At 63.8% G+C, this 19071-nt stretch carries 15 protein-coding genes; 6 read left to right on the top strand and 9 right to left on the bottom strand.

Translation table 11 applies throughout. The features are described from left to right. Position 1: 1 nt before the first annotated feature. From CAF53_RS08915 to CAF53_RS08925, 3 genes are all read left to right on the top strand, one after another. On the top strand, positions 2 to 637 hold the full coding sequence (locus CAF53_RS08915) for a DeoR family transcriptional regulator (RefSeq protein WP_100237893.1): 636 nt from the start codon (positions 2 to 4) through the stop codon (positions 635 to 637). Positions 638 to 710: 73 nt separating this feature from the next. Beyond that, positions 711 to 1028, top strand: coding sequence for a type II toxin-antitoxin system MqsR family toxin (locus CAF53_RS08920; protein ID WP_100237894.1), 318 nt, complete (start codon positions 711 to 713; stop codon positions 1026 to 1028). Continuing rightward, positions 1021 to 1443 carry a type II toxin-antitoxin system MqsA family antitoxin gene (locus tag CAF53_RS08925; protein ID WP_100237895.1) on the top strand — a complete coding sequence of 141 codons (423 nt, stop codon included), beginning with the start codon at positions 1021 to 1023 and terminating at the stop codon, positions 1441 to 1443. Before CAF53_RS08920 ends, CAF53_RS08925 begins: the two co-directional genes overlap by 8 nt. 309 nt (positions 1444 to 1752) lie before the next feature. On the opposite strand, the gene CAF53_RS08930 is transcribed toward CAF53_RS08925, so the two are convergent. The 7 genes from CAF53_RS08930 to araD1 form a co-directional block, all read right to left on the bottom strand. Then, complete coding sequence (locus CAF53_RS08930) at positions 1753 to 3783, bottom strand: glycosyl hydrolase family 65 protein (RefSeq protein ID WP_100237896.1); 2031 nt, start codon at positions 3781 to 3783, stop codon at positions 1753 to 1755. Positions 3784 to 3898: 115 nt separating this feature from the next. Then, entirely contained in the window at positions 3899 to 6736 is a 2838-nt protein-coding gene (locus tag CAF53_RS08935; protein ID WP_100237897.1) for a TonB-dependent receptor, read from the bottom strand. 251 nt (positions 6737 to 6987) lie between these two features. Continuing rightward, on the bottom strand, positions 6988 to 8409 hold the full coding sequence (locus CAF53_RS08940; protein ID WP_100237898.1) for a glycoside hydrolase family 43 protein: 1422 nt from the start codon (positions 8407 to 8409) through the stop codon (positions 6988 to 6990). Positions 8410 to 8502: 93 nt separating this feature from the next. Beyond that, positions 8503 to 9501, bottom strand: coding sequence for an arabinan endo-1,5-alpha-L-arabinosidase (locus CAF53_RS08945; RefSeq protein ID WP_197707448.1), 999 nt, complete (start codon positions 9499 to 9501; stop codon positions 8503 to 8505). Positions 9502 to 9682: 181 nt separating this feature from the next. After that, positions 9683 to 11257: an alpha-L-arabinofuranosidase C-terminal domain-containing protein gene (locus CAF53_RS08950; protein ID WP_046762344.1), complete on the bottom strand. Its 1575-nt coding sequence runs from the start codon at positions 11255 to 11257 to the stop codon at positions 9683 to 9685. Between the two features lie 19 nt (positions 11258 to 11276). Further along, on the bottom strand, positions 11277 to 12203 hold the full coding sequence (locus CAF53_RS08955; protein WP_100237900.1) for a Gfo/Idh/MocA family oxidoreductase: 927 nt from the start codon (positions 12201 to 12203) through the stop codon (positions 11277 to 11279). A 4-nt stretch (positions 12204 to 12207) separates the two neighbouring features. Further along, entirely contained in the window at positions 12208 to 13200 is a 993-nt protein-coding gene (gene araD1, locus CAF53_RS08960; protein WP_100237901.1) for an AraD1 family protein, read from the bottom strand. A 246-nt stretch (positions 13201 to 13446) separates the two neighbouring features. On the opposite strand from araD1, the gene CAF53_RS08965 reads away from it, so the two are divergent. Further along, positions 13447 to 14211, top strand: coding sequence for a FadR/GntR family transcriptional regulator (locus CAF53_RS08965; RefSeq protein WP_197707449.1), 765 nt, complete (start codon positions 13447 to 13449; stop codon positions 14209 to 14211). A 69-nt stretch (positions 14212 to 14280) separates the two neighbouring features. Here CAF53_RS08965 and CAF53_RS08970 read toward each other — a convergent pair whose 3' ends face one another. Continuing rightward, positions 14281 to 15585, bottom strand: coding sequence for a sugar MFS transporter (locus CAF53_RS08970; RefSeq protein WP_046762347.1), 1305 nt, complete (start codon positions 15583 to 15585; stop codon positions 14281 to 14283). A 190-nt stretch (positions 15586 to 15775) separates the two neighbouring features. Between CAF53_RS08970 and CAF53_RS08980 the strand changes: the two genes are divergently transcribed. Both CAF53_RS08980 and CAF53_RS08985 read left to right on the top strand, forming a co-directional pair. Beyond that, positions 15776 to 16873 carry an aldose epimerase family protein gene (locus tag CAF53_RS08980; RefSeq protein ID WP_100237902.1) on the top strand — a complete coding sequence of 366 codons (1098 nt, stop codon included), beginning with the start codon at positions 15776 to 15778 and terminating at the stop codon, positions 16871 to 16873. A 9-nt stretch (positions 16874 to 16882) separates the two neighbouring features. Beyond that, positions 16883 to 17740, top strand: coding sequence for an SMP-30/gluconolactonase/LRE family protein (locus CAF53_RS08985; RefSeq protein ID WP_100237903.1), 858 nt, complete (start codon positions 16883 to 16885; stop codon positions 17738 to 17740). Between the two features lie 107 nt (positions 17741 to 17847). Here CAF53_RS08985 and CAF53_RS08990 read toward each other — a convergent pair whose 3' ends face one another. Further along, positions 17848 to 18837, bottom strand: a complete 990-nt coding sequence (locus CAF53_RS08990; RefSeq protein ID WP_046762351.1) for a LacI family DNA-binding transcriptional regulator — start codon at positions 18835 to 18837, stop codon at positions 17848 to 17850. Between the last annotated feature and the right edge of the window lie 234 nt (positions 18838 to 19071).

Below are 19071 nucleotides of genomic sequence, written 5' to 3' on the forward strand. Positions count from 1 at the left end.
GATGTTGCCGAAAAAGGGCAGAATGTTGCACCCATGGAACGGGCTGGCGAAGTCGGCCAAGGACTATGCGGAACTGATCGCGGACGCTTTGCGCCGCGAGCATGATGAGACCCACCGAACGGTCAAGACCGTCATGCGCTGGACTGGCGCCAGCGAGCGGAGCGTGAAGAACTGGGTGGGCGGGGTTTCCGGTCCAAGCGGTTATTTTCTAATGAGACTTTGTGTGAAGTCTCCGGCTGTTCGCGAGCTGGTTCGGCAGATCCTGGCCGATATGGATCCGTCAACGGCACCGGCAGAAGCACTCCCGAATGGCACGGCTGCGTCTTTCGCGCATGGACCGGCCGGGTCAGGATCGGGAGCGCAATTGGGCCTCTTCAACGGCGTTAATGGTGACACGAATGGTGACATTAATGGTGACATCCATGTCACCATTAATTTGCCGCTGAACGAGCGCCAGGAGTGGCTGCTGGCGCGAGTCGCGCAGGGCGACCGATGTACGTTTGAAGACATTGTTGTGCACTGGCAGGTCAGCAGCCGTACCGCTAAACGCGACATTGCCAGCCTGAAGGACAGAGGGCTGATACGATATCTAGGCCGCCATCGGCGCGGATTCTATGTGGCAAGCCGGCCAACTTAGACGTGCGCGACCTCCGGCAGGCTGGCGGAATCGGCCCTCTTGAAAAAACACCACAGTGGTGTTATCAAGGGCAATGACCGAGAAGCGAAAGCCGACCTATGACATTGAAGCGGTCAAAGCCGTTTTCTCGACGGTCGAGAAGCTCAATGTCACAGGTTCCGCTCTGAGAGGAGCGGCTTCGCTTGGTTTTGGCCGAAGCGAGATCGTCGCCACCATACAGACGATCGAGCGACGCCATTTTTATAAGTCCATGACATCCTTTGCTGATCATCGGGTCTGGCAGGATGTCTACCACGTTCCCTCCGAGCAGGGGGCTTTGTACGTCAAGTTCACGGCCGATGCCGTGACCGAGTTTTTGCTTCTGTCGTTCAAGGAGAAGGGCGATGACTAACCCCACCTGCCCGGAGACGGGCCAGCCGATGTTCCGCGACGTTCGGCCGATGACCATCACCTACAAGGGGCACGAAGCCACCTTCGACATGCCCGGCTGGTATTGTGATGCAAGCGACGAGAGCATTCACACCGGTGACGACATGAAGGTTTCCGATCGGGCTCTGAACCGGCTCAAGGCCCAGGTCGAGGGCCTGCTCGAACCCGAAGCGGTGCGTCGGATCAGGAAGCGCCTGCACCTCACCCAGAAGGATGCTGGCCGTCTGATCGGTGGCGGGCCCAACGCCTTCCAGAAATACGAGAGCGGCGACGTTGTTGTCAGCCATGCGGTGATGAGTGCCTTGCTGCTGCTCGACAGGGATCCGTCCGGCCTATCAGTTCTGAAGCAGAGGGTGCATCGGAAGGAGGCCGCATAGGCCTCTTGCGATTGCCTTTCCGCAATTGCCGACCGCAACTTTTCGCAGGCTCACTGCCTGTTTAGATGCCCTTCGATGAGAGAGTTCGTCCGCAAGCTCTCTCCCACCGCCAGGATCTTCCAAATCGCCATTTTCTCATAACAATGATCGCCCATGTGGGGCATGTTGCCAATCGGGTCACAACGACCGATGACATTATCGGCTGGAAGGACGCGTGACCGCACAGGCGTCGCTGGCCGCCTTGCGCGTTGACTTGGCTTGTGGCGAAATCTCGGGCAGCGCTGGTTTGCTCGCCACCTTTCACCCTATCTAGTCCTGAAACAGCTTGAATTCGACGAGCCGTATGGCCTTGCCGCCCTTTGGGGTCATGAGCAGGCGCACCTTGTCGGTGCGGATGGCAGGCCAGCGCAGGAAGGTGATGCCGTCGGCGACGGGTGAACCCCTGGGTGTCGCGATCGTCTTCCAGCCTCCCCCGACCATGGCTTGCAGGCGATAGCCGCGCGGAACGGCGAAGCCCTTGCCGTCCGCGAAGAAGGCCAGCTCGGCGCGGCCGAGGAGGACCGGCTTGCCGAAATCGATCGCGTACCATTGTCCGGCGGGCGAGGGTGCGGAAGACCAGCCATTGGGCAGTTCGGGGAAGAACCAGAGCCTTCCATCGATGGCGTCATGGACATTTTCCGGGTCGGTGTTGCTGGAGGCAGAGCCCTTCGGAAACTGGCCGCGCACGAGTTGGACTGCGCGGTTGATGGGGCGATCGATGGTGGCGTTGCGCGCGCTTTCCACGGCTGTGGTCAGGCGGCCGAGCGTAGGGCGGCGGGCGACTTCCCGGCCATCGACCTCTATGGACAGGCCCTTGCCCCGGCCATAATGGCTGCCGTCCGCGTCCCAGGTCACGGCGATACGGCGGCCGTGATAGGGCACGTCCTGCGCCCGGAACCAGGCCAGCGCTTGCGGATCGCCCGCTTCGGGAAGCAGCGGGTTCACCTCCAGCACATCGTCGGCGCGGGGACGGATGCCGACCAGCCCGGTCAGGATCAGGTCGTTATAGCCCGAATGGAAATAGTGGTGGCTGCGGTCGAGCCCCACGATCGGCTGGCCGGTTTCAGGGTGATAGTCTTCCTCCAGGTCGAGGCGTTTGGCCTTTCCGGCGCCCTGATAGTGGAGCGCCGTATATTGGCGCAGCAGGCGCATATAGTCGCTGCGGGTGACGGGGCCGAGGCTCTGATAATGGTCGAGCAGGTTCGCCAGCCCGATCAGCACCTGGGTCGTCTGATAAGGCCAGACAGGGCCGTTCCACTGGCATTCGGGGTCTGGGCCGAGATAGCGATACTGCCGCATATAATATTCGTAATTCACCTCGACCGTGCGCATGCCTGCCTTGCCGGCGAGCGAGGCGGGGTCGAGCAGATGGCGCCAAGCCTGCGCATAGTGCGCCTCGTCGGGGACGAGGTCGAACATCCAGGGCAGATAGCCGACAAGCTCGCGATTGCGGATCGGTTCCCAATAGGTGACGTGCGGGTTCTTCCGGCTCTGGTGCCGGTCGATGAAGTGGGTGAGCTTCTCGCTCCAGAGGTCGGCCAGCACATGGCCCCGGATGGCTTCGGCGCGGGCGGCATAGTCCCGCGCCATGGCCTCGTCGCCCGCCATCGCTGCCAGCCGGGAAAGGGCACGGGCATTGGCGAACATATAGCTGTTGATCGAGGGGCGGAACGCATCGCCGCCGCGAAAGCCGTCCTTGCCGCCCGACGCGTCAATGGAGGAGACGGTATATTCGGTGGCGTCGAGCAGCGGCTCGACGAAATAGAGGCGCTTGTCGAAGTCGAACTTCTCGTCCCACAGGCGGTAGATGTGGCGCATGACCGGCAGGTGGCGGAGCGCCGCTTCGCGGTCGCCGTCGACCAGATAGCGGCCCCAGACGCTGTCGGCCATATAGTCGGTGAAATGGCGGTCATTGCCGCCGCCGGCATACATGAAATCGATATAATCGTCGGCATAGCGGCGGTCGTTCAGCCAGCGTCCCTCGGCCAGATGGAAGCCGGTGGCGTCGTTCAGGCTGGCATAGGGATGCCGCTGCCAGTCGACATCATCGAGGAATTCGGTGGAGATGAACCCTTCTTCCCCCAGATCGCGCTGGTGGGCGCGGAAGAGGGACCAGCGATAATAATAGACCGCGTCGATCCTGGGGTCGGCGGATTCGAAGAAGGGGATACGCCGTTCATACCAGGGCGCGTCTTTGCCGAAGCGCTGGACCGCGATGCGATGATTGTCCATTGCGGGAGGCGGCGGAGCCGCCCCGATCAGTGCCGCACCTGCCAGCAAAGCGTTGATCCACGCGCGCATCGCTCAATCCCCTGTCCCCGGAAACGAATATGGCGGCCGGCCGGGATTGGAGAGGGTCCCGGACCGGCCGCCATGGAAATGGGATGCGGAGGAGGTGCCGCATCCCATCGGGCACTCACTTGAACGTATAGCGGACACCCAACGCGAAGGTGCGCGCCAGCAGGGTGGTGCCGAGGTTGAACTGATCGGGCCCGCCGACATCCTCGAACTTGTAATAGGTCTGCTGCTTCGACTTGGTGAGGTTCACCGCGTCGAAGGTCACGCCCAGACGGTCGTTGACGTTCCAGGTGAGTTGGAGGTCCAGGCTCTTTTCCGGGTTGCGCCACACGCCGATCGGGTTGGCGAACAGGCGGGCTTCGTTGTTCGCCAGGAATTCCTTGCGCCAGATATAGGACAGGCGCGCGCCGATCGGGCCATTATCATAGGCGAGCGTCGCGTTGTAGCTGAGGTCCGACACGCCGAAGAAGGAGGAGGTGGATTCGCCGGTGACGACGCCCGCCGAATTGGTTTCCGGGATGTTCTGCTTGGAATCCAGCACGGTGACGCTGCCCACGAAGCCCAGGCCGTTGAGCGGGCCCGGCAGGTAGCTGGGGAAATAGGTCAGGCCCAGTTCCAGCCCCTTGAGCACGCCGTTCGATGCGTTGACCGGGCGGGTGATCGCGAAATTATCCGTCGCGCCTGCCACGATGCCGTTGTTCGGGATATATTCCTGAATCGTCAGCGGCACGACCAGCCCGCTGATCTCGCGGCGGAAACCGGTCAGCGTGATCGCGCTGTTGCGTTCGAAATACCATTCGATCGCGGCGTCGAAATTCTTCGAATGGGTGGGCTTCAGCGTCGCCGTGCCCGCCGTGCCGCTGCCATAGCCGACATTGGTGAGGTCGCCGGTCAGATTGTAATTGGGGTTGATGTCGCTGAAGTTCGGGCGGCGCAGCGTTTCACCATAGTTGAAGCGCAGGCGCAGATTGTCGAAAATCTCGTAGCGCGCGGTGAAGCTGGGCAGGAAGCGGTCCGACCCGGACGACACGCGGGTCTGCGCGCCGCCATTGTAGCGGTCGAAGAAATTATAGTCGGTATCGACCGTGACATAGCGCACGCCGGCCTGCAATTTCAGCGGACGGCCGAAGATCGACAGTTCGCCATCGGCCTGCACATAGGCGGCGATGGTGCTTTCGTCGATGTCGAACACCTTCTGGAGCGCAAGCTGATCGGAGGTTTTGATGCCGTAGAGGCCGCGGACGGTGTCGGCATTGTCATGCAGCCAATAGCCGTTCGCCAGGGTCCAGCTCGACGGCACGTCGGCGCGGCCCTGATAGAAGTCGGAATTGGTGAAGGCGGCGCCTTCGCCCAGCCCGGCCAGCGTGGTCCGGACCAGCGGCGCGCCCGCATCCTGGGTGCGCACGGCGGTCGACGCCTTGCGTTGGTCGATGCGGATGCCCGCCTTGATCTGGCGCAGGAAGCCTTCGTCCCAGTTGTAGTAGCCGTCGAGCGTGCCGGTGATGGCGCTGCCCTTGTCGCGATTGGCATTGTCGTAAAGCTGGGCGACGTTCCAGACGCCGGGATCGGCCAGCAGGCTGTCATCGTCGAAATGATAGGAGGGGATGCCGCCGCCCGCGTTGAAATCGACGTCGATCGAGTTCGCGACCCGATCCGTCCGCATGGCGAGGAAGGAGGTCTTCACCTTGCTGGTCTGATAGGCGATGTCACCGATGATCTTGCCGCGATCGCCCAGGTCCCATTTGCCGTTCAGCGCATAGACGAAGCTGTCGGTGCTGGTCTTGGTGAAGTCGCCGCTGTTGAAGCCGTAAACGCTGTTGGCGGTGCGCGCCTTGACGATGTTGGTGCCGTCATAGAGCGTCGGCGCTTGCGGGTTCGCCCAATAGTCGACGAAGCTGAATTGCAGGCTGTTGAACGTTTCGCCCCGGAAGCCCGCATAGAAGACTTCGGCGGTGTAGACCGAGCTGCTGTTGGGCGCCCATTGCAGCGCGACGTTGAAGGACGGACGCTCGCGCTTGCCGTAGAGGTCGGAGCTGAACGCGGCGTCGCGGGACAGATAATAGGGCGTCTCGACGCCGTTGACGTCCATAGTCGCGCCCGCGGCCGTCGACAGGCCGGCGTTGAGGCCGGGATCCCATGCGCCAAGTGCCGGTGCCCGGCCGAACTCTCCGGTGATCGGGTCGCGGCCGACCGGGAAGATGCGCTGGAAAGCCGTCAGGCCCGTTCCGGCGGGCGGGGTCATGGTGGCGAACGGGACGAAGGCGCCCGCCGTCACCGTCTGGTCGCGATATTTGGTGCGGCTGTAGCTGCCGTTCACCAACAGGCCGATGTCGCCGATGCCGGTTTCCCAGCGGTCGCTGACCAGCAGCGCGACGTTCGGATTATAGCTGTCCGCCTGCTCATTATAGATGCCGCGCGCGAGGCCGGAAATGGCGAAGCCGTTAAAGTCGAACGGGCGGCGGGTCTCCACATTGACCTGTCCCGCCAGGCCCGTTTCGATCTGGTCGGCGGAGCGCGTCTTGAACACGTCGACGCGCTTGACGAGGTTGGCCGACACGTCCTGCAACTGGAAGGACTGTCCGGCGGCGGTGAAGATGTTACGGCCGTTGAGGGTGGTCAGCGCGTCGGGCAGGCCACGGATCGAGATCGCCGCCGCCTCGCCGCCGGTGCGGTTGGTGACCTGGATGCCGGTGACGCGCTGGAGCGCCTCGACCACATTATTGTCTGGCAGTTTGCCGACATCTTCCGCGACGATCGAATCGACGATCTGGGTCGATTCCTTGCGCACGTTGAGCGCGCCGACGATCGAGGCGCGGACGCCGGTGACGATGATGTCGTTGGCTTCGTCCTGCTGCGGCGCGGTTTCGGGCGCGCTTTGGGTTTGGGCGTGGGCAGTGCCCGCCAGCATGAGGGCGAGCAGGGACGCAGACGTGAAAACGATTGGCTTCAGAGCCATTTTTGATCCTCCCCATGGAGATATGAGCGCGTTTGCGCCACGAATTACTCTGACTAATTATTTCTCGGAGTAATAGAAGGCAAGAGGGAAATTGCTCTGTCCGTACATGAAAGATTTTTGCTTGTGACAAATATACCGCATCCCGGCATATCGGCATTTTAAAGCTTTATGGGCATGGGAAAAAAGGCCGCTTTCCCGAGGGAAGGGGGAAGCGGCTTTTTCCTTCTATTTGTCAGACTTGGGAGCTAAGGTCAGTCCGCGATCCAACGCGCCGTAGCGTCGCGGCTGCCCGCGAGACGGATTGCATTCTTCACCACGGCAAGCGCCTTGCCGGCGGCCGCGATCGACACGAAGCGGACCGTGCCCGAGCGGTCGTCGGTGAAGCGGACGAACTGGCTGCGCATCGCAAAGTCGGTGCTGCGATCGTCGCGGGCGAGGATGACCGATCCATCCCTGGCCGCGACCAGATAATGGTCGGGCAGCAATATGGGGGAGAGCATCACGCTCTGCGGTCCGGCTCGGCCTGCGGTCTGGCGGAACTGGGTGGCGGGCAGCGAGGGGTTGCCCGCGATCAGGCGCAGGCCGTCATGGGCCAGCATGGCCTTGGGATCGGCGGCGGAAGCGAAGCGCTCGGGCAGCGGGCCGTTGCCGACGGGCACGCCGAAATCGGGTGTGCCGTCGGCCTTGTAATAGAGGCGCTGCACCCGGGTGTGGCGGTCGGGGTTGAACAGCGGGTCGCCCTGGATCGCCTCATAGTCGCGGCCGTGATAGACGAGGACATCGCGGCCCTTTTCATCGACGGTAAAGCTGTTGTGGCCGGGGCCGTAGACGCTGGTTTCCCGGCAGGTGGTGAACACCGGCTGCGGCGACTTCACCCAGGCATTGGGGTCCATGATGTCGGCATTCTCGTCCGCCGTGAGCAGGCCGAGGCAATAGCGCGCGTCGGTCGCGCTGGCCGAATAGGTCATGAACAGGCGGCCGTTGCGGTGGAGGACGGCGGGCGCCTCCGCGACCTTGTAACCGCGTATTTCCCAGTCGAGCGTCGGGACGGTCAGGCGGGTGGCTTTGCTTGCCAGTTTCAGCGGCGAGGCCAGCGGGGCGATGTAGAGGTTGCTGTTGGTCTCGATCCCCGGCTCGCGCTGCGCCCAGGCGAAATAGCGCTTGCCGCGATGGACGAAGCTGGTGGAATCGAGGTTGAAGCTGTCCCAGGGCGCCTGGAACTGGCCAAGGACGGTCCATTTGCCGGTCATCGGGTCGGGGCCGTCGCAGACCACGGCATAGGTGCGGATGCGGAACACATCCTCGCCACCGCCGCTTGGACCGGCGGCGAAGTACATGATCCACTTGCCGTCGATCTGGTGCAGTTCGGGCGCCCAGAGGAAACCGGACATCGGACCGGTCTTTTCGTGGCGCCAGAGGACGCGTTCCTCCGCGGTTGACAGGCCCGCGAGCGTCTTCGATCGGCGCAGCACCAGCCGGTCATATTCTGGGACCGAGCCGGTCATGTAGTAAAAGCCGTCCTCATGGCGGAAGACCTGCGCGTCGGCGCGCTGCTTCACCAGCGGGTTGACCGGGACCGGGGCGGCGACTTCGGTTTTGGCGCGCGCGATGAGTGGTGTTGCGGATAGCGCGGCTGTTCCGGCGAGGAAGTGGCGGCGGTTCATGGGGTTCATTCAAAGCTCTCCTCTTGGGTCGCCCTCACCCTTCCGGCGCTTCGCGCCTCCCTCCCTCTCCCGCTGGAAGAGGGAAAGGGTGAGGGCGAGTTCTCAATAATCTGCAACAGGCCAGCCATCCGCGCCCCAGCGGACCGGCGCGATCCGCAGGGTCGGCGCGCCGTTCACCTGCTTGTCATAGGCGTGATAGACGACATAATCTCTTCCATCGCGGTCATGCAGCCAGCCCGCGTGGCCGGGGCCGCGCCAGCGCTGTTGTTCCTGAAGGTCGGCCCGCAGGAAGATCGTGCCGCCGCCCTCCATCATCTTGCTGCCGTCCTTGCCCAGATAGGGGCCGGTGATCGCCTTCGACCGGCCGATGACGGTGTAGTAGGTGCTGTTCACGCCCTTGCAGCAATAGTCGTAGGACGCCATCAGCCAATAATAGCCGCCATGGTCGACGATGAAGGGCGCCTCGACCGGAGCCGGGCCGCCTGCGGGGGCGGGGCGGCGGGCGATGGAAATCGGCCGCTCACCGGTCTTCAGCGGTTTTCCGGTCTTTTTGTCCAGTTCGAACAGCTTGATGCCGGTCCAGAAGCTGCCCAGCGTCAGCCAGTGGCGCCCTTCGCGATCGATGACGAAATTGGGGTCGATCGCATTATAGTCGTCCGCCTTGGTCGACATGATCACCAGCCCCTCGTCGCGCCAGCCGTAATTCTTCGCCTTGAGATCGAGCGTGGGACTGGTGGCGAGGCCGATGGCCGACCGGTTCGAACCGAAGGTCGAGACCGAATAATAGAGCCGGTAGCGGCCATTTACGAAGCTGATGTCGGGCGCCCACATGCCGTCGCTGCCGGGAATGGCCTTGGTCGCCCATGCGGGAAGCGCGGTGAAGACCGGATCGCCGGCGGTCCAGTGGATCAGATCCTTTGACGTGCGGGTCTCGATCAGGCGCTGGCCATGGCCGGTGCTGAAGACGTGATAGGTGTCGCCCTCGCGGATGATGACGGGGTCGTGGGTCGGCGTGAGGTCGCCGGTCAGACGGCTGTTCAGCGTCTCAGCCCCGGCGACGCTCGCGCAGGCGAGGAGGGCGAGGCTCGCCATTTTCAGCATATTTGACAGCGCCATGCAGACTCTCTTCGACAGCGGTTCTGGGCGTCATGTGCTCCTGCGAAGGCAGGAGCCCAGTTCCGCCGTTTCAACGGGGTTCCTGCCTTCGCAGGAACACGGAACCCCTTAAAAGGGAAGGGAATGGAGCGGACGGCGATTCCACCCTCCGCCCGCTCCAAGGGCTTTACTGGACGTCGAGCACCACCACCGATTTGGGCGGCAGGGCGACGGTCAACACGCCGTTTGCAATCTGCGCGCCGGTGAAGGGGGCGGGCTTCACGACTTGCGGATCGTCGAAGCTGTTGTGCGCATTGATCGCCGAGGCCGTCAGGATGCGGCCCGACACGCTCGCCGCGTTCAACCCATCCAGCTTCACCGTGACCATGTTGCTCTGGTTGGGATCGAGGTTGGACAGGCCGACATGGACCTTGCCGTCCTTCGCCCGGACCGCCGATCCGCTGATGGCGGGCATCACGAACCTGTCCTTGTTGTACCAGGGCGTGTCGATGTCGATCGGCAGCACCGTCGCGTCCTGCCAGGGCTTGTACATCTCGAAGACATGGTAGGTGGGGGTCAGCACCATCTTCCTGCCTTCGGTCAGGATCATCGCCTGGAGCACGTTCACCATCTGCGCGATGGCGGTCATGCGGACGCGGTCGGCATGTTTGGCGAAAATGTCGAGATGGATCGAGGCGATCAGCGCATCGCGCAGCGTGTTCTGCTGCCGCAGGAAGCCGGGATGCGTGCCGGGGTCCTGCGCATACCAGGCGCCCCATTCGTCGACGGCGAGGAACACGCGCTTGGCCGGATCATATTTGTCCATGATCGCGCTATGTCTGGTGATCAGTTCGTCCATGCGCATCGCGCCCGCGAGCGCATCGGCCCAGCCGGTTTCGTCGAAATCGACGGCGGGGGCACGCGGCGGCCAGCCGCCTGCGGGATGGACATAATAATGGAGCGAGAGCCCGTCGAGCCGGTCGCCCGCCACCCGCATCATCGTCTCGGTCCAATTATAGTCGTCGACATTGGCACCGGCCGCGATCTTCAGGATTTTCGTGCCGGCAGGGGCCTTGATGAAGGTGGCGTAGCGGCGCGTCTCGTCCGCCGCGAATTCCGGCCGCATATTGCCGCCGCACCCCCAAAGTTCGTTGCCGACGCCGAAATAGGGGACGGCCCACGGTTCCTTATGCCCATTCTTCGCGCGCAGGTCCGCAAGGCTGCCCGCTGGGGCGGTCATATATTCCACCCACTCCGCCATTTCCTGTGGCGTGCCATTGCCGACATTGCCCGCAATATAGGCCTGCGCACCGACCTGGCGCAGCAGTTCGAAAAATTCGTGGGTGCCCACGCTATTGGGCTCGGTCACGCCGCCCCAATGGGTGTTGACCTTGGTCGGGCGGTCCTTCTTCGGGCCGATGCCCTCGCGCCAGTGATATTCGTCGGCAAAGCAGCCGCCCGGCCAGCGGATGATCGGCACGGACAGGTTGCGCAGCGCCGCCACGACGTCATTGCGGAAGCCGTTGGTGTTGGGAATCGACCGGTCATTGCCGACCCACAGGCCGCCATAGATGCCATTCCCCAGATGCTCGGCGAACTGGGTGAAGATCGCCTTGTCATAGGTCGCGCCGGGCTTGTCGGCATGGAGGGTCGCCGTCGTCGGCTTACCGCCGGTCTGAGCGTTCACGCCGGGCATCCCGCCAGTCATGGCGGTGGCGCAGAGCAGAAGCGCGGCAGTCGTGCGGCGCAGGGCCTTCATCATTCTTCTCTCCCTGGGGATTTCAGTCGTGAAAAGCGTCGGTGATTTCCCGCCTACCGCGCAGGAAGGCGTCGGCAACCAGGCGTAAAGGGGCGGTGTCCACATCGCTGCGCCCGCCCCGGATCAGCGTGGCGAAGTGGCCGTAGAGGCCGGCATATTCGATATCCTCGCCTTGTTCGGTGCCGCTGGGCAATTGCAGCACGGCGCCGCCCTGGCTGAGCTTCAGCGTTCCGGCATCGGTTTCGACCAGGATGTCCCAGCTTTGCGGACCGTTCTGCCGCCAGTCCAGGTCCATATGGATGTCCGCGCCGCCCGCGTCGCGGAAGGCGATGTCGGCGGCGATCGGCGCGGCCCGGTTTTTCGGCAGCACCAGGGTCGCTTGCCTGAGGAAGAAGGGCCGCGGCAGGATATGGGTGGCTATGGAGAGGGCATTGATCCCCGGATCGAACACGCCAAGGCCGCCCGGTTCCCAGATCCATGCCTGCCCGGGATGCCAGACGCGCACATCCTCCCGCCAGATGATGGAGACCTTTTCGATTCGCCGTTCGGCGAGCCAGGCCCGAGCCGGAGCTACGCCCGCGGCGAAGCGCGAATGCCAGGCCGCGAACAGGCTGGCGCCGACCTTGTCCGCCTGCGCCTCCAGCGCCGCGACCTCGGCCAGAGTCGCGCCGGGCGGCTTTTCGAGGAACAGGTGGATGCCGCGCGCCAAGGCCCGAGAAGCCAGTTCGTAGCGCACCTGCGGCGGGGTGCAGAGCGCGATGGCGTCGGCCGCCGGCCCTTCGGCCAGCAGCGCGTCGAGGCTGGCGAGATGGGGCACGCCCTCCAGCCCCGCATCCAGCGGGCTGACGGTCGCGACGAGGCTGAAGGCGCCATTGCCCCGGATCGCGGGGACATGCTGGTCGCGCGCGATCTTGCCGATGCCGACGATGGCGATGCGGATCGGGTCCATTTTTCTACAGGACTTTGACGGCCACTTCGACCGGTGCGGCGCGCTTCAGCGGATTGCGCGCCGGCAGGGTGAAGGGGGCGGCGATGATCTCGAACACATCGCCTTCCCGGGTCTGCACGCCGTCGGTGAACGACAGGGTCGCCGTGCCGAAAAAGTGGACATGCACGTCGCCGGGGCGGCGGAACAGGTCATATTTGAAATGATGCTGTTCGAGATTGGCGAGGCTGTGCGACATATTGCCCTCGCCCGAGAGAAACGGCCTTTCCCACAGCGTTTCGCCGTTGCGCAGGATGCGGCTCGTGCCCTCGATATGGTCGGGTGCGGGACCGACCAGCAGTTCGGGGCCGAGCGACGCCTGACGCAGCTTGGAATGGGCGAGCCAGAGATAATTATGGCGTTCGGTCACATGGTCGCTGAACTCGTTGGCGAGCGCGAGGCCGAGGCGATAGGGCTGGCCGTCGGGACCGATGATGTAGATGCCCGCAATCTCCGGCTCCTCGCCGCCATCTTGTGCGAAGGCGGGCATGGTCAAAGGATCGGTCGGGGCGACGAGTTGCGAGCCGTCGCCCTTGTAGAACCATTCGGGCTGCTGGCCGACGGTGCCGGGCGCTGGCTTGCCCCCTTCCAACCCTTCCAGGAACATGCGCATGCTGTCGGTCTTCACCTCAGCGGCCGTGGCTTCGCGGTGCATCTTGTCGCGCCCCTCGGCAGACCCAAGGTGGGTGAGGCCGGTGCCGGTCAGTTGGACATGGGCGCTGTCCTCATGGTCGATGGGAGCGAGCAGGCGGCCGGCCTCGAACTCGGCGGCAATGTCGATGGCGTCGCCCTTGGCGATGGCGGCGACCGCGTCGCCCAGCGAAATGCCCCTGGCGATCGCATCCAGCGCCAGCGCACGGATGGTCTCTACACCGACAAGGAAATGCGCGGCATCGCCCTGGGCGGCGATGACGGAACGGGCACCGCTGTCGGCACGGTGCTGCAACAGGCGCAAAGTCATGAAAAAATCTCCTCCCGTGCGCCTCTGCCGGCGCTGGCCAAACTTCGCAAAAAGCTGAATTGTCAGTCATTTGAAGGGTGCTGGACTGACGCGCGGCGTTTATTCGCCCTGTCGTTAGAAAGTCGGGGCTTTATCCGCCATCTGAATCTCCTTATTACTCCGACATATTACAGGAAAGCGGTGAAGGCAATGATTGTGTTTCACCTTGCCGGATCGACTGCTAAGGAGGAGGTGGGAGGCATGGAAATGGCTGAAGAAAAGGGGATTTTGAAAGAGGCTGGCGGCAGCGATGGAGGGGGCGCCAAGGAAGCGCGAGGCCCCGGCCGGCGTCTGCACGGCGCCATTGCGCACAAGTTGGGGACGGCAATCTTGTCCGGCCAATATGCGCCCGGCGACGTGCTGTCGGGCGAAGTCGCCTTTGCCGAGGAACTGGAGGTGTCACGCAGTGCCTATCGCGAGGCGATCCAGGTGCTGACCGCCAAGGGGCTGGTGGAAAGCCGGCCGAAGGCGGGAACGCGCGTGCTGCCCCGCAACCGCTGGAACCTGCTCGATCCCGAAGTGCTGGCCTGGGCCTTTGCCGGGGAACCGGATGTGCAGTTCGTGCGTGACCTGTTCGAATTGCGCGCGATCGTCGAGCCGGCGGCGGCCCGGCTCGCTGCCAAGCGGCGGACCAGAGACGATATCAAGCTGATGAAGGATGCGCTGGCGGCAATGCGCCGCCACACGCTGGCGACCGAGGCCGGGCGGGCCGCGGACCGCGATTTCCACAATGCGATCCTGAATGCGACGCGTAACGATGCCTTGCAGACGCTGTCGGCCAGCATCGGCGCTGCCGTCAACTGGACGACCCAGTTCAAGCAGCGTGCCCGTGCCCTGCCGCGCAATCCGATCCCGGACCATGCGCGTGTGTTCGATGCGATCGCGGCCGGGGATGCGGAGGGAGCGGCCGAGGCAATGGGCGTGCTGGTCGATCTGGCGCTGGAGGATACGGCCAGCGCGATGACGCGGTAAACGAAAAAGGCCGGAGCGGACATGCCGCTCCGGCCTTTTTCGTTTTCGGGCAATGCGACCCTCGGTTCTTCAGCCGATCTGCTGATCCGGCAGCGCGTGGGTCGGTTTCGACCCCCATAGCGCGTAGAAGAGGATGTAGAGTTCGCAGATGGCGGTCAGCAGGAAGCTGGTCTGCAAGCCGAAATGGTCCGCCAGCCAGCCCTGCACCACGACCAGGGCGCCGCCCGCGATCGCCATGATCAGCAGGCCGGAGCCTTCCTCGGTCAACGGTCCCAGCCCCTTGATGCCCAGCGTGAAGATGGTCGGGAACATGATCGAATGGAACAGGCCGACCAGGATCAGCGACCACATGGCGACCGGGCCATGGGCGAAGACGGTGATCATCATCACCAAGAACGCGCCGACCGAAAAGGCGGCCAGCACCTTGCCCGCATCGAACCGCTGCATGATCGCGGAGCCGGCGAAGCGGCCGACCATCATGCCGCCCCAGAGGAAGGTCAGATAGCGTCCGGCTTGCTCATGGGTCAGGTTGGCGATGTCCGGCTGGCTGACGAAGTTCACGAACAGGTTGGCGACGCCGATTTCCGCGATCAGATAGATGAAGATCGCGGGAATGCCGAACACGAGATTGCGGTGCGACCAGAGCGAGAGATGCTTGCGGTCCTCCTTGGCGAGGCGGGAGGTTGAGGCGCCCATGTCGGGAAGCGGGAAGCGGGCGATCACCACCGCCAGCACGACCAGCACCACGGCCACCAGTGCATAGGGCAGCACCACCGACTGGGCGTCGGCCAACCGCTCGGCCTGCGTGAGCACCACCTCGCCCTGTGCGGTGCCCCCCTTCGACCGGCCGAGGATCAGGTAAGCGCCGAACATCGGGGCCAGCATGGTGCCCGCCGAGTTCATCGCCTGCACCAGGTTGAGGCGCGAAGAGGCGGTTTCGGGCTTTCCGACCACCGCGACATAGGGGTTGGCGGCGACCTGAAGCAGCGTGATGCCGCTGGCGATGACGAACAGCATGACCAGCGTCACGCCATAGGAGGGGATGCTGGCGGCCAGGGTCATGCCCAGCGCGCCCGCCGCCATGATCAACAGGCCCGTGACCATGGATTTCTTGTAGCCGATCCGCTCGATCAGCTTGGCGGAAGGAATGGAGGCGAAGAAATAAGCGATGAACCACACGGATTCGATCAGCGTGGTCTGGGTGTAGCTCAATTCGAACACGCTGCGCAGATGCGGCAGCAGGGTGTTGTTGATGACGGTGATGAAGCCCCACATGAAGAAGAGGCTGGCGAGCAGCGTCAGGGCAGGGCCGTAACGCGTGCCGGGATTATAGGTCGCGGCGGGTGCCGCGGCAGAGGAAACGGGTCCTGCCATTCATCCTTCTCCGGAAGTGTCGAAACGGAGCGCGGCCGGAACAGGGTTGCGCCCGATTATTATGTAGGAGTATATCCCCGCCCACGGCGCGTCAATGGCGTCGGGGAGGAACTGCATGCGAAAGGCCTTTATGAACAGATCAGTCCTGGCAGCGTTGTCATATGGCGCCTTGTCATACGGTGCCGTCCTCATGATGGCAAGCAGCGCCGCATCCGCCGCGGAGGCCAGCCGCTCTCCCGCAGGGACGCTCGCCGACGGCGCGGCGATCGAGGCGATCACGCTCAAAAACGGGGCGGGGGTGTCGGCCACGATCCTGACTTATGGCGCGACATTGCAGAAGCTGATCGGGCCGGACCGCAACGGAAAAGCGGCCGATGTGCTGCTGGGCTATGACGATCTGGCCGGCTATGTCGATCACCCCAATTATTTCGGCGTGACCGTGGGCCGCTATGCCAACCGTATTGCCGGGGGCAAATTCACGCTGGACGGCAAAAACTATCGGCTGCCGCTCAACGACAAGGTCAACTCGCTGCATGGCGGCGGCAAGGGCTTCGACAAGCAGGTCTGGAAGGTCGTTTCGTTGAAAAGCGGGCCGACCGCCACTCTGGTCCTGTCCCATAGCAGCCCCGATGGCGATTCGGGCTATCCCGGCCAGCTCGACACCACCGTCACCTACACGCTGGACGAAGCAGGCAATCTGGGCATCGCCTTCGACGCGAAGACCAGCAAGCCGACCATCGTCAACATGACCAACCATGCCATCTTCGATTTGGCGGGCGAAGGGTCGGCGGGCGGCGCATTGGGGCATATGCTGACGATCCCGGCCAGGGCCTTCACGCCGGTCGACGTCAATCTGATCCCGACCGGCGAATTGAAGCCGGTGGAGGGAAGCGTGTTCGATTTCCGCGCGCCCCGCCGCGTGGCGGACGGCATTCGCGACGGCCGCGACGCGCAGATCGTCGCGGGGCGCGGCTACGACCATAATTTCGGGCTCGACAAGGGGGCGACAAAGGCTCCCGAATTGGCGGCGCGCCTTGAAGATCCCGATTCCGGCCGCGTGCTGGAAGTGCTGACCACGGAGCCCGGTGTGCAATTCTATACCGGCAATTTCCTCGACGGCACGCTGACGGGCAAACAGGGGCATCTCTATCGCATGGGTGACGGCATTGCGCTGGAGCCGCAGAAATTCCCCGATTCGCCCAACCAGCCCAAATTCCTCTCGGCGCGGGTCGACCCCGGCAAGCCCTATCACCACCAGATGATCTACCGTCTGTCGGTCAGGCGCTGAGGCATTTCGATGGCCGAATGGCGCAAGATCGAGCGCGAGTGGCGCGATATGCTGGGCGAAGGGACGCTATGGTCGGCGCGCGAGAATGCGGTCTACTGGACCGACATTCTGGCGCCGGCGCTCAACCGCTTGTCGCTCGATGATGGTGCCATGCAGCGTTGGACCATGCCCGCACCGCTCGGCTGGGTGGCGGAGCGGGCGGAGGGGGGCTTCATCGGGGGTTTCCAGGACGGGTTTGCCCGGATCGCGCTCGATCCGCTGGTGATCACGCCCTTGGGCGATCCCGAACCGCACCTGCCGGGCAGCCGGATGAACGACGGCAAGGCCGATGCCAGCGGCGCCATCTGGTGCGGCACCATGGACATGGCCGAAGAGCAGGATGTGGGCGCGCTCTACCGGTTCGATCCCGACGGGCGCTGGGAACTGATGGACAGCGGTTATCGCGTGCCCAATGGACCGGCCTTTTCGCCTTGCGGCCGCTGGCTCTACCATAGCGATACGGCCAGGCGGGTCATGTACCGGTTCGCCCGGAAGGCTGACGGCGGCCTTTCGGATCGCCAGCCCTTCATTCGCTTCGCCGAAGAGGATGGCTATCCCGACGGCATGACCGTGGATGCGGAGGGGCATTTGTGGGTCGCGCATTGGGGCGGCGGTCGGATCAGCCGCTTCACGCCGGACGGGACGCTCGACCGGTCGATCACCCTGCCCGCAAGGCAGGTGACGAACATCTGTTTTGCCGGAGAGACGCTGGACCGGATGTTCGTCAGTTCGGCGGCGGTCGGCCTGCCGGAAAGCGAATATGACGGGGCGTTGTTCGAGCTCTTCCCTGGGGTGCAGGGTCTGCCGACCTGCCAGTTTGCCGGTTAGGCTTCTGGGCAAGGACCAGCGCAGCCCCTTCGACACAGGTCTTCGACCTGGCCCGGTCCCTGCTCATGGCGAATGGAAATCGTAAAGTAGACGGTCCGCTCTCTTCCTTAAACGGCGGCTGGCCCCGAACTGCCGCGCTGGATCAGCCGGAAGGTGAATTGCGGCGAGTCGGCGGAACTGCCCGCCAGTGCGTCGATGACCGCGCTGCCCATCGCCTCCAGCGGCTGGCTGACGGTAGTAAGCGGCGGCCAGGCGGTAAGGCCGGCGGGGGTGTCGTCGAAGCCGACCACCGACAGATCCTCGGGCACGGATAATTTCAGGCGATGCGCGACGGTCAGCGCGCCCAAGGCCATGTCGTCATTCGTAGCGAAGATCGCGGTCGGTCGCCGAACCTCAGCCAATAATCGCTCGCCCGCTCGAATGCCCGATTCGAAATCGAACGCGCCTTCCATGAACAAGGCGTCGTCGATCGGCAGTCCCGCAGCGAGGAGGCCGTCGCGAAAGCCCTCGACACGCTGCATGGCCGCCTTGTGGCTGGCGGGTGGCGTGATGACGCCGATCCGGCAATGGCCAAGGCCGATCAGATGATCCGCGACCATCCGTCCGGCTGCGCGCTCGGGTGTGGGTATGTTGAAACTTTCCGCCATCACCGAACCGGCGATGCGGGCGCAGGGCAGTTTCAGTTCGGACAGACGTTGAAGCAATCGGGCATCGTCCGACAGGGGCGGTACCAGGAAAACGCCGTCGGGCCGCAATGCCGCGACCAGACGATCGAGAATGGCGAACCGATCTTCGCCCGCCAGCGGCATGGGTTCGACCACCAGATGATAGCCCAGATCCCGGCACCGGTTCGCTGCGCCGGACTGGATGCCGCCATTATAGGATGGGGCCGGATTGTTGTAGAGGAAGGCGATCATGAAGGACCGGCCGCCCGCCAGCCGCCGCGCCGATTGGTTGGGTCGGTATCCGAGCTGACGGATCGCCGCTGTCACCCGTTCGCGCAATTCCGCGCTGACATTGGGCGCCTTGTTGACCACGCGCGATACGGTCTTGATCGACACGCCTGCCATGGCGGCGACGTCATGGATGCTGGGCATCAGCGGAGGCAAGGGGGAATGGCGGCACTCATCCGCGGGTCTTGCCATGGACGGCGGCCCGAGGAAACAAGGTTTACCCGTTTCCTGTCCCGGCCAACGCCGCTCGGTCATGTCGGCTTCGTAAGCATTGTTGGTTGTCATGAAAAATCCGTGGTCGGCAGCATGGAAAGGGCCTTGATCCGGCGGCGGCAAAGAGCTAGTCCGAAAAGACAACGTTGTCATACTCTCCAGACA

The sequence above is a fragment of the Sphingobium sp. LB126 genome (assembly GCF_002795205.1).
Taxonomy (GTDB): Bacteria; Pseudomonadota; Alphaproteobacteria; order Sphingomonadales; family Sphingomonadaceae; genus Sphingobium; species Sphingobium chungbukense.